Origin of the sequence: Streptococcus sp. VTCC 12886, from assembly GCF_049893425.1 — a bacterium.
Taxonomy (GTDB): domain Bacteria; phylum Bacillota; class Bacilli; order Lactobacillales; family Streptococcaceae; genus Streptococcus; species Streptococcus suis_AA.
Genome location: NZ_JBMVJB010000026.1, coordinates 1 through 14,497, shown reverse-complemented (window position 1 = coordinate 14,497; position 14,497 = coordinate 1). Strand labels below are relative to the sequence as shown.

The 14,497-nt window shown below is 39.6% G+C and carries 15 protein-coding genes, 2 pseudogenes and 1 other annotated feature; of the genes and pseudogenes, 4 read left to right on the top strand and 13 right to left on the bottom strand.

The window, feature by feature from the left end:
* Positions 1 to 89 precede the first annotated feature (89 nt).
* From ACPC57_RS08225 to ACPC57_RS08190, 8 genes are all read right to left on the bottom strand, one after another.
* A complete protein-coding gene (locus ACPC57_RS08225; protein ID WP_434066695.1) occupies positions 90 to 908 on the bottom strand; it encodes a replication initiator protein A in 819 nt (272 codons plus the stop codon).
* A complete protein-coding gene (locus ACPC57_RS08220) occupies positions 905 to 1,078 on the bottom strand; it encodes a hypothetical protein (protein WP_014621269.1) in 174 nt (57 codons plus the stop codon). The genes ACPC57_RS08225 and ACPC57_RS08220 overlap by 4 nt, the downstream gene beginning before the upstream one ends.
* Positions 1,079 to 1,276: 198 nt before the next feature.
* The gene (gene rplL, locus ACPC57_RS08215; protein ID WP_171989410.1) at positions 1,277 to 1,639 is read right to left on the bottom strand and encodes a 50S ribosomal protein L7/L12; all 363 of its coding nucleotides are present in this window, start codon (positions 1,637 to 1,639) and stop codon (positions 1,277 to 1,279) included.
* Positions 1,640 to 1,706: 67 nt separating this feature from the next.
* Positions 1,707 to 2,204: a 50S ribosomal protein L10 gene (gene rplJ / locus ACPC57_RS08210; protein WP_312247791.1), complete on the bottom strand. Its 498-nt coding sequence runs from the start codon at positions 2,202 to 2,204 to the stop codon at positions 1,707 to 1,709.
* Positions 2,205 to 2,230: 26 nt separating this feature from the next.
* Positions 2,231 to 2,367: a sequence feature (ribosomal protein L10 leader region), on the bottom strand.
* A gap of 215 nt (positions 2,368 to 2,582) precedes the next feature.
* A complete protein-coding gene (gene topA / locus ACPC57_RS08205; RefSeq protein WP_434066694.1) occupies positions 2,583 to 4,676 on the bottom strand; it encodes a type I DNA topoisomerase in 2,094 nt (697 codons plus the stop codon).
* 92 nt (positions 4,677 to 4,768) lie between these two features.
* Entirely contained in the window at positions 4,769 to 5,611 is an 843-nt protein-coding gene (gene dprA / locus ACPC57_RS08200) for a DNA-processing protein DprA (protein ID WP_130555292.1), read from the bottom strand.
* Positions 5,612 to 5,669: 58 nt separating this feature from the next.
* Complete coding sequence (locus tag ACPC57_RS08195; protein WP_172016613.1) at positions 5,670 to 6,227, bottom strand: sugar O-acetyltransferase; 558 nt, start codon at positions 6,225 to 6,227, stop codon at positions 5,670 to 5,672.
* A gap of 11 nt (positions 6,228 to 6,238) precedes the next feature.
* Positions 6,239 to 6,499, bottom strand: a complete 261-nt coding sequence (locus tag ACPC57_RS08190) for a metal-sensitive transcriptional regulator (RefSeq protein WP_024392295.1) — start codon at positions 6,497 to 6,499, stop codon at positions 6,239 to 6,241.
* A gap of 120 nt (positions 6,500 to 6,619) precedes the next feature.
* Between ACPC57_RS08190 and ACPC57_RS08185 the strand changes: the two genes are divergently transcribed.
* The 4 genes from ACPC57_RS08185 (at position 6,620) to trhA (ending at position 9,912) form a co-directional block, all read left to right on the top strand.
* Positions 6,620 to 6,955, top strand: coding sequence for a rhodanese-like domain-containing protein (locus tag ACPC57_RS08185; RefSeq protein ID WP_434066693.1), 336 nt, complete (start codon positions 6,620 to 6,622; stop codon positions 6,953 to 6,955).
* The gene (locus tag ACPC57_RS08180) at positions 6,952 to 8,607 is read left to right on the top strand and encodes an FAD-dependent oxidoreductase (RefSeq protein WP_434066692.1); all 1,656 of its coding nucleotides are present in this window, start codon (positions 6,952 to 6,954) and stop codon (positions 8,605 to 8,607) included. The genes ACPC57_RS08185 and ACPC57_RS08180 overlap by 4 nt, the downstream gene beginning before the upstream one ends.
* 107 nt (positions 8,608 to 8,714) lie before the next feature.
* Complete coding sequence (locus ACPC57_RS08175; RefSeq protein ID WP_434066691.1) at positions 8,715 to 9,272, top strand: DUF1836 domain-containing protein; 558 nt, start codon at positions 8,715 to 8,717, stop codon at positions 9,270 to 9,272.
* Positions 9,262 to 9,912: a PAQR family membrane homeostasis protein TrhA gene (gene trhA, locus ACPC57_RS08170; RefSeq protein ID WP_130555297.1), complete on the top strand. Its 651-nt coding sequence runs from the start codon at positions 9,262 to 9,264 to the stop codon at positions 9,910 to 9,912. The genes ACPC57_RS08175 and trhA overlap by 11 nt, the downstream gene beginning before the upstream one ends.
* A 37-nt stretch (positions 9,913 to 9,949) precedes the next feature.
* On the opposite strand, the gene ACPC57_RS08165 is transcribed toward trhA, so the two are convergent.
* The 5 genes and pseudogenes from ACPC57_RS08165 to ACPC57_RS08145 form a co-directional block, all read right to left on the bottom strand.
* Entirely contained in the window at positions 9,950 to 10,957 is a 1,008-nt protein-coding gene (locus ACPC57_RS08165) for a YdcF family protein (protein ID WP_434066690.1), read from the bottom strand.
* A gap of 2 nt (positions 10,958 to 10,959) precedes the next feature.
* Complete coding sequence (locus ACPC57_RS08160; RefSeq protein ID WP_434066689.1) at positions 10,960 to 11,733, bottom strand: ribonuclease HII; 774 nt, start codon at positions 11,731 to 11,733, stop codon at positions 10,960 to 10,962.
* Positions 11,720 to 12,571 carry a ribosome biogenesis GTPase YlqF gene (gene ylqF / locus ACPC57_RS08155; RefSeq protein WP_434066688.1) on the bottom strand — a complete coding sequence of 284 codons (852 nt, stop codon included), beginning with the start codon at positions 12,569 to 12,571 and terminating at the stop codon, positions 11,720 to 11,722. The genes ACPC57_RS08160 and ylqF overlap by 14 nt, the downstream gene beginning before the upstream one ends.
* A gap of 90 nt (positions 12,572 to 12,661) precedes the next feature.
* A pseudogene (locus ACPC57_RS08150) lies at positions 12,662 to 14,168 on the bottom strand (tyrosine-type recombinase/integrase).
* Positions 14,169 to 14,242: 74 nt separating this feature from the next.
* A pseudogene (locus ACPC57_RS08145) lies at positions 14,243 to 14,432 on the bottom strand (DNA-binding protein).
* Positions 14,433 to 14,497 lie beyond the last annotated feature (65 nt).

The following is a 14,497-nucleotide window of genomic DNA, read 5'->3' as shown; positions in this document are numbered from 1 at the left end:
GATCATCCATTTCTGGTGCACGGATGATTTCAACAATCAAAATGATGATAGAAATCAAATAGATTCCACCTAGTATCCACCAAATCATCTTAATCACCTCCCTTTACTTCTTGTCGTCTCAGTTGCTTGGTCCATTCTGACAGCACACCATTAAACACGTATTCAGCTATCACTTCCGCTGACCGAGCAAATCTCATATGTTCCAATGCGTACTGATAACGATCACTAAAATAGATCATGGCATAGTCACTAGCCAACTGAGATAGACCTGTCTGTCTTAACTGGTCATGAACCAGACCCCAAATATAGTCTCTATCGTACTTGGTCACAGCATCGACTTTTGAAGAAAAGTTTTCTTCTTGTTTGTCATCTACTAGCTGAATCTCCTCCTCGTCCTCAATGACTGACTCACTCCCTTTAGTTTCACTCATATCAGTCTCACTAACTTCAGTCTCACTAGTGGCTGAATTTAAGACCGGCCCCGACTGATTTTGATACCCCCCTAGTGTTTTTTGAACACTACCCCCGTTTGAATTTGAGACTGGGGTAGGTTCATGTTCCAACTCCCCCAAGTAAATCTTATTGGCCATTCGTCCTTTTTCACTGGAAGATTGTTGGACTTCATCTATCAAGCCATACTCTCGTAACGTTTTCTTGATAGCAAGTAACTTAGACTTGGAACAGCCAAGGATAGCCATTAGCTTGGAGTTGGAATAGACCAAATAGATAGCCCCATCTTCATCTATCCACCCTCTACTTAATGACAATTCCAAACGATCTTTTAGAACAGCATAAGCAACCTTAACCTCAAGTTTAATGTCCTTGTAGCGCTCACTCTCAAATAAGAGTTTAGGGAGTTTATAATAACGCTCTGATGTCTGATATTGATTAGCTGTAATTCGTTTCATGATTGTCCCTCCAAGACTAAAATTCCAACATTTCCAAATTCATCAAATCGGATTAAACCTACTTGTTCCATTTCATCAATTAGCTGAGCTGCTTTCTCAATATCAACTCCCAAGATAGCCACGAGATGACACATCACCATTTGACGTGATGATTGTTCCTTCTTTTGCATAATTACCTCCAAAACGCAAAAAAAGGGCAGACAATTTAATGTCTACCCCCGAAAATTTATTAAAACAAAAATCCTGCCAAAGAATTTTTGGCAGGATTTTTGGCAGGAAACCAAATCAATTTATCAGTTTCTATCAATCGCTTATCGCTCTCAAAGACTGGTAAATAGGGATTCCGCAATCTAATTATGATGTGACTCTTATTTAAGAGTAACAGAAGCGCCAGCTTCTTCAAGTTTAGCTTTGATTTCTTCAGCTTCTGCAGTTGCAACGCCTTCTTTAACGACAGCTGGTGCACCATCAACAAGTTCTTTAGCTTCTTTAAGACCAAGACCTGTGATTTCACGTACAACTTTGATAACGCCAACTTTTTTGTCGCCAACAGATGTCAATTCAACGTCAAATGAATCTTTAGCTTCTTCAACTGGACCAGCTGCAGCAACAGCTACAGGAGCAGCCGCAGTTACACCAAATTCTTCTTCGATAGCTTTAACGAGGTCGTTAAGCTCAAGGATAGTAGCTTCTTTAATTTCAGCAATAATGTTTTCAATGTTCAATGCCATTGTGATTTTCCTCCAATTTTGGTTTTTTTAAATAGTGTGTAGCACTAAGCAGCTACGCTCTGACACATTAAGCAGCGTCTTCTTCTTTTTCTGCAACAGCTTTGACAGCGTATGCAACGTTGCGAACTGGTGCTTGAAGTACAGAAAGCAACATAGAAAGCATGCCTTCGCGGTTTGGCAATGTAGCAAGTGCTTCGATTTCTTCTTTAGAAGAAACTTTACCTTCTACAGCTCCACCTTTGATTTCAAGAGCATCAGCAGTTTTCGCGAAATCGTAAATTGTTTTAGCTGGAACAACTGCATCATTTGAGAATGCAACAGCAGATGGACCTACAAACAATTCTGCAAGACCTTCAAGACCAGCTTGCTCAGCAGCACGACGCAAGATTGAGTTTTTGATAACTTTGTACTCAACTTCAGCACCACGCAAGTTACGACGAAGAACTGTATCTTGTTCTACTGTCAAACCACGAGCATCTACAACAACGATAGATGTTGCAGCTTTCATTTGCTCAGCAACGGCATTTACTAATTCCGCTTTTTTAGCGATAATAGCTTCACTCATTTTTTTACCTCCGTTTTTATTTTGGGCTAGGCACAAAAAAATCGCACCTAAACCTAGACACGAAAGTACAAATACGTTTATAAATCAATAATCGTTTTGTGCCTCGGTAGGATGTTTATGAGTCTAGCTCCCCTACTGTCTTAGGTCAGTTTTTTCAAACCTTATTCATAATACCATACAAATCCTAAGAACGCAAGAACTTTTTACTGTTTTTTTAAATAAATTTCTATTTCTCACTGAAAGGCGTCGTTAAAGTCAGCTAATCATTTACTCTAAAATAGAAAAAGCTTAAAATCCTGTCGTTGAATACAGTGACCTTAAGCTATTATTATGCAGGGCTTTCACAAATTTGACAACTTCTAGGTCACCAGACTGATACTATTTTACTTTTTCTTCTTCGTAATCACCATTTGGACAAACGACTTGTTTACTACCACCACGAACTTTTTTCTCTACGAGATAATGGTCACATTTCGGACAAGAACGCCCGATTGGCTTGTCCCAAGAAGTAAATTCACACTCTGGATAGCGATCGCAACCATAGAAAAGACGATTGCGTTTACTCTTGCGTTCAATCACTTGCCCTATTTGACAAACAGGACAAGTCACACCAATTTCTTTAGTGATTTGCTTGGTATTGCGACAATCTGGGAAATTGCTGCATGCATAGAATTTTCCAAAACGTCCTAATTTAATAACCATTTCATGTCCACAGACATCACAATCAAAGCCAGCTGGTTCATCCTTAATTTGGATTTTTTCCATCTGTTCTTCTGCCTTAGATAATTCTACCTTGAATGGCTGATAGAAACTGTCAATGACCTTCTGCCACTGCTCTTTCCCGATTTCTACATCATCCAATTTTTGTTCCATTTCTGCTGTAAATTTGACATTGACAATATCAGGGAAGAATTCAACAATCAGTTTATTTACGATTTCACCCAACTCTGTCGGTTCAAATCGTTTCGCAGCAAGCTTGACATAATACCGTTTTTGAATGGTTTCAATCGTTGGTGCATAAGTTGAGGGACGACCTACTCCATTTTCTTCCAAGGTTTTAATCAAAGTGGCTTCTGAATAACGAGCTGGTGGCTGAGTGAAATGTTGCTCAGGAGTTGTAGCTGTTCTAACAACAGTGTCTCCCTCCGACATTTCTGGTAACATTTTATTTTTATCAGCATCATTATAAACAGCCATGTAACCATCAAACTTGATTTGACTGCCATTAGCAGCGAAGATAACGCCATTTTGTCCCAAACGGACACTCATGGTATCAAAGACTGCCGCAGCCATCTGACTAGCAACAAAACGATTCCAAATAAGAGTATAAAGTCGTAATTGATCTTTGTCCAAGTACTTAGCAATCGACTCTGGTGTTAGGTTTACATTTGATGGACGAATAGCTTCGTGGGCATCTTGTGCACCACTAGCATTTTTGACTTTATTGCTATGTTTTGAATACTTAGAACCAAAGCGCTCAGTAATAAATTCAGCAGCTTGCGCCTGAGCAACAGGACTGATACGAGTTGAATCCGTACGCATATAGGTAATCAAACCTTGTGTACCGCCTGTACCAAGACTTACCCCTTCGTATAATTGTTGCGCAACCATCATGGTTTTACGAGTACGGAAGTTGATTTTATTGGCCGCATCCATCTGCATGGTGGATGTTGTGTATGGCAAAGGCGCATTTCGTTTGCGTTCTTTGCGTTCAACCTGCTCGACAAGGAAGTCATTTCCATCCAGACGAGCAAGTATTTCCTTAACTTGGTCGTTGGTTTCAATTTTGACCTTCTTACCATCTAAGCCATAAAAAGAAGCCTGAAACTTCTTACTGCCCTTTTTAAAAGTTCCGTCAATTGTCCAGTATTCTTCTGGCTTGAAATTTCTAATTTCATTTTCGCGGTCAATAATGAGCTTGAGAGCAACTGATTGGACACGTCCAGCAGACAAACCTTTCTTAACCTTCTTCCATAGAATGGGAGAAATAGAGTAGCCGACAATTCGGTCCAAAACGCGACGCGCTTGTTGGGCATTTACTAAATCTAAATTGATAGCACGCGGTTCTTGAAAGGCATTTTTAACGGCATCTTTTGTGATTTCATTGAAGACAACACGGTTTTTGTCTTTTTCATCCAAGCCCAATATGTGAGCCAAATGCCAAGAAATAGCCTCCCCTTCACGGTCCGGGTCACTCGCTAAAAAAACTTGTTTGGCATTTTTTGCTTCTTTTTTCAATGAATTGATCAGTGGACCTTTTCCCCGAATATTTATATATTCAGGTTCATAATTATTGTCAAAGTCAATAGACATACTCGATTTTTTCAAATCACGAATATGTCCTACTGAAGCAACAACCTTATAATTTTTCCCAAGATACTTTTCAATTGTTTTCGCCTTAGCAGGCGACTCCACAATCACAAGATTTTTCTTGGTTGTTGATTTTTTCTTACTAACTGTTTTTTTAGCCATTCTTTTACCTTACTGATATTGTTAATCTCACAAAGAATATACTATTTTTTAGTTAGTGTCAAGATTTTTATTTTCCTATAGGAAAACTTGTTTTAAAATAGATAGTCTGAAAGGATGTCCAAGCCTGATGTAATGCACTTTGCCCCTTCCTGTATCAAATGATGACAGCCATCTGATTTTCCATCCACAATAGAACCAGGAATGGCATAAACTTCTCTTCCTTCTTCCAAGGCACGTTCGCAAGTAATCAAGCTACCAGACCGTATTTTTGCCTCACAGACCACCAGACCTTCAGCCAATCCGGCAATAATGCGGTTTCGTTCGGGGAAATGGTATTTTAAAGGCTGGGCATTTGGTTCATACTCTGTTAGCACTAATTGATGTTTTCCGATATAGTGTTGTAACTCCTTGTTTTCCTTAGGATATACCTTATCTAATCCTGTTCCAATAACTGCAATGGTTTGTCCGCCATTTTTCAAACTCGCAATATGAGCTACCGTATCAATCCCCCTGGCCATACCACTCACAATGACAAAGCGATTATTGAGTTCTTTGATAATTTTCTGAACAGATTGAATGCCATTTTCACTGGCATTGCGTGTACCTACCACTGCCAATTTTGATTTTTCAAGTAATTCAAGATCACCTTGATAAAATAAGAGAACTGGTGGATTATAAATTTGTTTTAAAGCTGTGGGATAAATATCATCCAAAATTGAAAAAGATGGATACTTATTAAATTCCTCCCGGCAAGCCTTAGTATCTAAATTCTTATAATTTTCCATGAAAAGAATTGGATTTTTACATTCAGATACTACAGCGACATTCCGTAAAGTTAATTTTTTACCTTGTTTTTCTTGATAGGCCAAAACTTTATTAATATTAAGATTGGACAAGCCTGCTTTTTTCCATTTAAACAATTCAAAATTATTCATTTTCTTCACCTCACTTATACTATTCGCAAGGGAAAGAAAAAATCTCCCAAAGGGAGAATTAGTGATGAGGTATTTCTTTGATAACACGCGCAGGATTACCAGCCAACACGACATTATCGCCAAAAGATTTAGTAACAACACTACCTGCACCGACAACGACATTGTTGCCCAAGGTCACGCCTGGTAAGATTGTCACACCACCACCAGCCCAGAAATTATCACCAATGGTAATAGGCGCGCCATATTCCAAGCCAGAATTGCGTTCGACAGGGTCCAAGGGATGTAAAGGAGTCAGCAGTTGCACATTGGGACCGAGCATAGCATTTTTCCCAATTCGTATCGGACAGACATCAAGCATAGTACAGTTGAAATTAGCATAGAAATCCTCTCCGACATGAATGTTGCTTCCGTAATCACAATAGAAATTAGGTTCCATATAAATGCGATTGCCAGTCTTTCCAAATAAAGTCTTCAAAATCTCCGATCGTTTAGCTCCATCGAGTTCATTATTAAAGACTTGCATCTGTTGACGGGCGGTTTTCCTCATATGTCTTAATTCTGGATCCGCTGCAATGTAAAATTGGCCAGCAACCATTTTTTCTCTCTCAGTTTTCATACCCTACCCCCCTATTTTTTAACAATCAAGTTGATTGCTTCTTGTAACCGAGCTTCCTGTTCTTCAGGATTATCAGATGGATGCTCAATACAAGCTTGTACTTTTTGGGCAATCACTAACCCCATGATACTATTAATACTTGAACGGACAGCGCTCAATTGAGTCACGATATCAATACATTCTTGCTCCTCATCAATCATTTTTTGGATACCACGAAGTTGACCTTCTGCTCGTTTTAGACGATTTATCATGTTCTTTTTTTCTGTTTTCATACTAACTATGGTACAGTTAGTTTTACAAAATGTCAATTATAATACTTGACACCTACTGATATAATTGTTATATTTTATATACCCTACGGGGTATGAAAAAGGAGTAGAAAAGGAGTAGATATGTTTAAACAAATTTTTTCAGGAATGTTTTCAACAGGAGAGGGCATTCCAATTTCTGCCTTAGAGCAAACACTAACAGAGAATAACACCATTTTACTTGACGTTCGTGAAGAGGACGAATTTATCAATGGTCATATACCACAGGCGAAAAATATGCCATTAAGCCAACTTGATTCTTTCAAAGGTAATAAAGAAACACATTATGTTATCATCTGTCAATCAGGCATGCGCAGTCAGCGTGCGACAGATTTTCTCAAGGAACAAGGCTATCAAGCAACTAACATTCAGGGTGGTATGAATGCATGGAATGGACCAATTAAAGGAGGAAAGAAATGAAAGTCATTATTGTAGGTGGTGTTGCAGGTGGAATGTCCGCTGCCACACGTCTTCGTCGTCTCATGGAAGATGCAGAAATCATCGTTTTTGAAAAAGGGCCTTTTGTCTCCTTTGCCAACTGTGGTCTACCCTATTATATCTCTGGAGAAATAGCTGAGCACGATAGCTTATTACTTCAAACGCCAGAAAGTTTACGAAATAGATTTAACTTAGATGTCCGCCCCTACCACGAGGTGGTCAACATCAACCCTGACCTTCAAACAGTTACCGTTCAAACACCTAATGGTGAAATCATGGAATCCTATGATAAACTCATTTTGTCACCGGGAGCTAAGCCTGTCATCCCGCCACTAAAAGGGATTACTGAAGCTGAAAATCTTTTTACCTTGCGGAATGTACCTGACTTAGATAAGATTATGGCAAAATTAGAACAAATAAATTCAGGAAAGGCAGTTGTAATTGGTGCTGGTTTTATCGGTTTAGAGATGGCTGAAAACTTGGCCCTAAAAGGACTGACAGTCACTCTAGTTGAGCAAGCTCCTCATGTCTTACCAACTTTTGATTTGGAAATGGCTCGGTACATTGAGACAGAGTTAAGTGAAAAAGGCGTACATGTGATAACAGGTCAATCTGTTACCGCTTTTCATGATAAGGGACAAATATTAGAACTGTCTAATGGTCAAACCTTAGCTTCAGATATTACAATTCTTTCAGTCGGTGTTGCACCAGATAGTGAATTAGCAAGACAAGCAGGAATCGAACTAGGTCTTCGAGGGGGCATACTAGTTGATCAGAACTATCAAACTAGTCAAAAACATATCTATGCTGTTGGAGACGCGATCATCGTCAAACAAGAAATAACTGGTCAGGATACCTTAATTTCATTAGCTTCACCTGCAAACCGTCAAGGGCGACAAGTGGCCGATGTCATTACAGGTCTCCCTCGCAAGAATAGAGGTTCAATCGGAACTGCAATCGTTAAGGTCTTTGACCTTGCTGCTGCTTCAACAGGATTAAGCGAACGTGCTGTACAAGCATTAGGTTACAAACATGCCGTTGTACATACAACAGGTAAAGACCATGCTAATTACTATCCTGGTGCAACAGAAATTGTTCTAAAACTCATTTTCTCACCAACTGATGGTAAAATCTTTGGTGCTCAAGCTGTTGGAAAAAAAGGGATTGACAAGCGAATCGATGTACTGGCCACAGCCATCAAAGCTGGTTTAACAATTTTTGATTTGCCAGAATTAGAATTGACTTATGCTCCGCCATTTGGCTCAGCCAAAGACCCTGTCAATATGATTGGATATGCTGCCATGAATATCGCTGAAGGAATTAGCCAAAACATCCAATGGCACCAGTTAGAGGAAGAGCTCGCTGCTGGAAAAATCTTGCTGGATGTTCGTAATCCAGCAGAGCTTCCAAGTGGACAATTCATGGACTTTCTTCATATCCCCCTGGATCAACTACGTGATCGAATTGATGAGTTGGACCCTGCAAAAGAATACATCGTCAGCTGTCACAGCGGACTTCGTTCTTACATTGCCGAACGGCTTTTGAAAGAAATGGGATTCACCGTGAAAAATTTGGATGGCGCTTATTCACTTTACAAAATGGCCTTACCAGAAAAAATTGTTGTACCAAAATAAGAAAAAAGTATCTGTCATTTCCGAATGCAGATACTTTTTTCTTGACAATAGAAAAGGATTGTCTTACAATCTAGTTATGAATACTAGATAATAGGAAGTAAATAATTATGAAACAAACTATCCCATACTGGCATGAATTACCTGATTTAGATTTAGATTTGTATTTGGACCAAGTCCTGCTGTATGTAAATCAAGTAGTCAATTCTCAGGAAAGTCTTGAACAGAATTGTTTATATTCAATGAAAATCAATAGTAGCCTAGGAAACGAAGCCGATGACAGAACTGGGGTTCATCAAGGCAAGTTGACAACGGATAATGTTGATTTTCGAAGAGTATTAACAGCTGCAATGATCAATAACTACGTTAAACACAAACAGATTGAAAAACCAATTAAGAAAAAATATCAGAAACACCAGGTGGCACGGTTGATAGCCTTGACCATATTAAAAAATGTCTTTTCTATTCAAGAAATTAGTCAAACCTTAAACTTGTTACTCAATTCTAGTGATTCAGAAAGCCTATACAATCATTTTGTAGATTGTATGAGGGATAAAGAGAACGAAAAAACACCTGATATTATCCGATTTGCTTGTCAGTCCGTCAAACTTTATTATAAAACCCGTCAGCTCACAGTTGATTTAGAAAGGAGCCAACATGAATCCTAGTTTGAAATTAAGCCTACAACTTTCCTTTGGTGAAGAAGTTGCTAACAGTGTCACACATGCGGTTGGAGCTCTATTGATGCTTGCTTTGCTTCCTGTTACAGCTATTCATTCCTTTCAAGATTATAATGTGACAGCGGTAGTTGGCATGTCTATCTTTGTCATCAGCCTCTTTCTCATGTTCTTATCCTCTTCCATCTATCACTCCATGCCCTACGGGTCGATCCACAAATACATCCTGCGTATCATCGACCACAGTATGATTTACATTGCTATCGCTGGAAGTTACACACCTGTTGCCCTATCCTTGGTCGGTGGTTGGTTGGGGTATCTAATTGTTGGTTTGCAGTGGGGATTAACTATTTTTGGTATTCTCTACAAAATATTTGCCAAAAAAATCAATGAAAAATTCAGCCTCTTTCTCTATCTCTTTATGGGCTGGTTGGTTCTCTTTATCTTGCCAGCCATTCTTCAAAAGACTGGACTTGTTTTCGGAATTCTGATGCTAGCTGGTGGTTTATCTTATACTATTGGAGCCCTCTTCTACGCCAAGAAAAAGCCCTATTTCCATATGATTTGGCATCTCTTTATCCTACTAGCTTCGGCACTGCAATATATCGCCATCGTCTACTTTATGTTATAAGAAAACAGCTTCTAGTGCATTCTAGAGGCTGTTTTTATTACATCAAACTGATAATCATTCCAAGAAAATAGATAGCTGAAACAATTCCAAGAAACAGCAAATGTGCCTTTTTCGTCATGACCAGATAGCCAACAAACTCACGAATAAAGGCATTGAGACTGAAATAAAACTTCGTCCTAGCTCCATAGCCGATACATTTGATTTTCAGTTTCCGGGCCAATAACAGAGCTCTAAAAACATGATAGTAATTGGTGACAAGGGCAAATCGACTGCCTGATTTCATCAAAGCAAAGGAGAACTTCAAATTTTCTTCTGTGTTGGTTGATTGGTTTTCGATGAGAATGTCTTCAGCAGGCACACCTTTCTCCAAGGCATAATTAGCCATAGCCTGTCCTTCTGCTATGATTTCATCAGGACCCTGTCCGCCTGACATGATGAGCTTACAGCCAGGTTGCTTCTGATAAATCGCTATGCCTTTGTCAATCCGCGAAGCCAAAAGTGGCGTCACCTGGTCACCAATCAAGCCAGCACCTAAGACCACCACATAATCAAGCTTGCCTGGGAAGAGATTCACCAAATTGACAAAGCTAGACGTGGTATAGAGCATGCTGATGATAATGGCATAGGACACCAAAAAACCAACGTAGATGAACACCATATTGAAAAAGCTGATGTCTGAAAGGGATTGAACCACAAAGGGAGCGATGAAAAGATAGAAAGTCAGGGCAACCGCCAGTCCCATGGATAGGAAATTATGTAAGTGAACCCCTTCTCTCTTCAAAATCTGAAAACCATTTAGATAAAGTGTGAAAATCAAGACAAATGGACCACTTAACAAGGCTAAAAAGAGCACCATAGCCACTGCTAGAGCCAGCAAGCGCAAGATTTCATTGTTTTCGAGAATGCCTGTTGAGATAATCCATGCCAAGGCCCAGACGGGGATGTTCAAGGCAAACAGTGAGATAAAAATCGACCGCCGTTCCCAGAAATAGATGAGAGCAAACAAACCGATAGCCGCTAAAAATAACCAGAAAAAGACTGTCAAGACTAGTCCACCCCAGGCACCATAGACTTAATCGGCTCAAAGGTCTTACGGTGAATTGGCGTGATGCCTAGCTTGTTCAAACCTTCCAAATGCTCTGACGTTCCATAACCAGCATTCTTGGCGAAGCCGTAGCCAGCAAACTCCTTGTCATAGTCCGCCATTATCTTGTCCCGCGTCACCTTGGCCACGATAGAGGCAGCTGCGATAGACAGGCTATTGGCATCTCCCTTGATGATAGAAGTTTGCGGTATGGGCGTATCCAACTTCATAGCATCTATCAAAAGGTGTTCAGGTTCTTGGACCAACTGCCCCAAAGCCTCCAGCATAGCTAACTTGGTCGCCTCGTAGATGTTGACCTGGTCGATGACAGCTGCATCTTTGACGCCTACACCGACTGCTACAGCATGCTCAATTATTTCATTGTAAATTGCCTCGTGCTTGGACTTGGGGATTTTCTTGGAGTCGTTGAGGTAGCGGATTTTGCAGCCCTTGGGCAAGATAACCGCCGCTGCCACCACAGGACCTGCTAGAGGCCCCCGGCCGACTTCATCGATGCCAGCGATTAACTCCACCCCATTTTCATAAAGGGCTTTTTCGTAACATAGCATAGCTTCTAAGCGAGCGTCTTCTGCTGCTTCTTTTTCCAACTCCTTTTGGCGTTTCTTGATGGCAGCCTGGATCCCTGTTCGATCATCCTGAGCTAAGTCCGCCCAGACAGGGCTGTCTAGATTGTCTACCTGAGCCAGCAGAGCAGTCACTTCCTTAATCGTTGCCATCTAAGTCACTCACCCTGTCTAATGTATAGGTTCCCAAACGCCCATCTCGAACGTCCTTGACAAAGAGGTTGTAAAAACGGTCATAATCATCACGGAAGCCCAATTTCTTGGTCCAGTCCATGATGAGTTCAGGCGTTTCCTGCTCCAAATCCATGCCCTTGAACCGCTCTTGTAGACGTTCTGGGTAGTTGGCCTTGAAATAGTCCAAACCAAAAATAGTTACTTCATCCATAGGCAAGAGCTGATCCTTAATGGCTCCTGTCAGAGCCAACTTAAGTCCAACTTGCTGGTCCTCAAACTTAGGCCAGAGAATACCTGGTGTATCAAGGATTTCAAGATCTTTATTGGACTTGAGCCACTGTTGACCTTTCGTCACACCTGGTTTGTTGCCGACAACGGCGATTTTCTTACCAGCCAGACGGTTCATTAGGGTGGACTTTCCAGCGTTTGGAATACCGATAATCATGGTACGCAGGGTTTCTTTTTGAATTCCTCTTTCTCGGAGGCGTTCAATCTTGTCTTTCATCAAACTCTTGGCTGCGTCGGTCACCTTTTTCACCGTCGCTTGCTCTTTTGAGTTGATGGCAAGGGTACGGATGCCCTGTTCTTCAAAGTAGCTCTGCCATTCTTTGGTACGAACAGGGTCTGCTAAATCGGCCTTGTTTAGAATCATGAGCTTGGGCTTCTCGCCAACAATCTTGGTCAGCATAGGATTTTGGCTGGATAGGGGCAAGCGGGCATCGACCAAAATAGTCACGAAATCAACGTGCTTGATGTTCTCCTGCACCTGCCTGCGAGCTTTTGACATATGGCCCGGGAACCATTGAATAATTGCCATGAGTGTATCATTCCTTTCGTAGCAAGATTTTTTGTTTAAAAAACCTGTCTATTTTTTATTAGGCACCAAACAGGCACCAAGATTTTTTATTCACCAAGTTAACCTATAACCAACAACCTTTTGCTTCCCTTCTCTTAAATAAGAAATATCAAATGACTTGTAATATTTTGATAAATCTTTCTTAAGCTTAGGAATTATTTTTGCAGTTATATGCCTAGGTGTATAAGTTGATTTTAGACCAAGTTTGTCTCTAAAAACATCTAAAGAAAATTCAATTATTTTTGAATCAAGATTATTTTCTATTTCATCATTTAAGATTTTGGAATATTTGCTAGACCAAGATTTTAATGCTTCAAATCTAAAATTATTCCTATCAATAAATTTATCTAAGGCTTTAATTGTTTGATTTTGAGATATTCCTTGACTATGAGTATACAACATAGTTGTTTCATAATTGGCATGCCCAACACGTTCCATAATTTTTATAGCAACTTTCATCCCCTCACCTTTTAAATAGGTAATATGCATATGCCTAAAGGATTGAGGGGTTACATACTTTGTCCATTTGAAACCGTATCTGTCTTCGCAGTTTTTAATAAGATCAGTTTCAACACGAGCAAGCACTTCTCTGAAAGAATGCGAAGTTATTGGTGAACCGTATTCTGTTCTAAAAAACACTCTCAGAGAATGTAAATGCTTCGCAAGGATTTTCAATCGCATAGCGGTCAAAGTCTTCACTTCGTTGTATAGTTCTTAATATAGCATCACAAGCCACTTTAGGTAAAGCAACATCTCGATCAGCATTTATTGTTTTAGTTTCATCAAAGTAGAATTCTGAAACTTTCAAATCATGATATTGCAAAGCCTTAGCAATATGTAGTATACCTCTCTCAGCATCAAAATCTTCCTTTGTAAAAGCAGCTTCCCCGAATCGCAGTCCTAAAAATAGTAAAACTATAACCAAGTCATAGTAATTCGGGTTTCTTCTTTGACTTAGTGTTTCAAAGAAAGCTCTAATTTCATGAATTTCTAAAAACTTTGCTTCTCGTTTTTTCTTTGTTTCACGCTTTTTCTCAAGGGACGTTTCTAGCTTTATTACAGACATTGGTGAGAACTGAATAACATTATAAAGAACACCATGGTTAAAAATTTTGTTACAAGTGCTTTTTATATGTATCATAGTAGATTGTGACGCATTATATTTCTCCATATAGGTAGTCAAACACTTTTTCAACAATAACGGTGTTAAACGTTCGAGTAAATAATCAACACCAATAATTTCACCAAGACGTTCTATCACAAAAGCCTCTCTTTTTACTGTCTGAGGTTTTACTGATACTGACAAGGTTTCTAGCCAACTCATCTTTAACTCTCCGAAAGTTCTTATCAACTGGGGATTAAATTGAGCTTCACTGCCATTAACTAATCTCTCAATTTTATCTTCGAGCTCGCGTTCTGCTTGTTTTCGAGCGCGACTCGTGTTTTTATGATAACTTACAACAGCTGTCTTCCACTTGCCAGTTAGTGGATCCTTATATTTATCCACAACTTCGTATCGAGTAACTCCTTTTGAATTAGTTTTTGTTCTATAGTACATTTTCGTTTCCTTAATCTTGAAAAGAAAAATCAATCATAGAAATATAACCATTTTATATTATATCATGATTCTCTTTATTTTACCGCCCTCTGCTTCCATCTTAAAATCTCCTCAAAGCCTTTCAGATTAATACTGCTTATTACCTCTCATTTCACCTAACCATCTATTCAGTGTATATTGATTCAGACCTTCCCATCTCCTCAATATAGCTTTTTTATCTGCTCACTCAGCTATACTATTCTCAACCGATACTGACCTAGTCAAGCATTTTTGTAACACTAGTGTATAAAATTTCTTACGCTGCACGACATCGTGCAGCATAAGGTGTA

Bases quoted from the DNA above. Each gene is read 5' to 3' on its own strand.
- rplL (WP_171989410.1), bottom strand. From the start codon at position 1,639: ATGGCATTGAACATTGAAAACATTATTGCTGAAATTAAAGAAGCTACT.
- ACPC57_RS08180 (WP_434066692.1), top strand. From the start codon at position 6,952: ATGAAAGTCATTATTGTAGGTGGTGTTGCAGGTGGAATGTCCGCTGCC.
- ACPC57_RS08160 (WP_434066689.1), bottom strand. From the start codon at position 11,733: ATGGCAACGATTAAGGAAGTGACTGCTCTGCTGGCTCAGGTAGACAAT.
- ACPC57_RS08190 (WP_024392295.1), bottom strand. From the start codon at position 6,499: ATGAAAACAGAAAAAAAGAACATGATAAATCGTCTAAAACGAGCAGAA.
- dprA (WP_130555292.1), bottom strand. From the start codon at position 5,611: ATGAATAATTTTGAATTGTTTAAATGGAAAAAAGCAGGCTTGTCCAAT.
- ACPC57_RS08225 (WP_434066695.1), bottom strand. From the start codon at position 908: ATGAAACGAATTACAGCTAATCAATATCAGACATCAGAGCGTTATTAT.
- trhA (WP_130555297.1), top strand. From the start codon at position 9,262: ATGAATCCTAGTTTGAAATTAAGCCTACAACTTTCCTTTGGTGAAGAA.
- ACPC57_RS08220 (WP_014621269.1), bottom strand. From the start codon at position 1,078: ATGCAAAAGAAGGAACAATCATCACGTCAAATGGTGATGTGTCATCTC.
- rplJ (WP_312247791.1), bottom strand. From the start codon at position 2,204: ATGAGTGAAGCTATTATCGCTAAAAAAGCGGAATTAGTAAATGCCGTT.
- ylqF (WP_434066688.1), bottom strand. From the start codon at position 12,571: ATGGCAATTATTCAATGGTTCCCGGGCCATATGTCAAAAGCTCGCAGG.
- ACPC57_RS08175 (WP_434066691.1), top strand. From the start codon at position 8,715: ATGAAACAAACTATCCCATACTGGCATGAATTACCTGATTTAGATTTA.
- ACPC57_RS08195 (WP_172016613.1), bottom strand. From the start codon at position 6,227: ATGAAAACTGAGAGAGAAAAAATGGTTGCTGGCCAATTTTACATTGCA.
- topA (WP_434066694.1), bottom strand. From the start codon at position 4,676: ATGGCTAAAAAAACAGTTAGTAAGAAAAAATCAACAACCAAGAAAAAT.
- ACPC57_RS08185 (WP_434066693.1), top strand. From the start codon at position 6,620: ATGTTTAAACAAATTTTTTCAGGAATGTTTTCAACAGGAGAGGGCATT.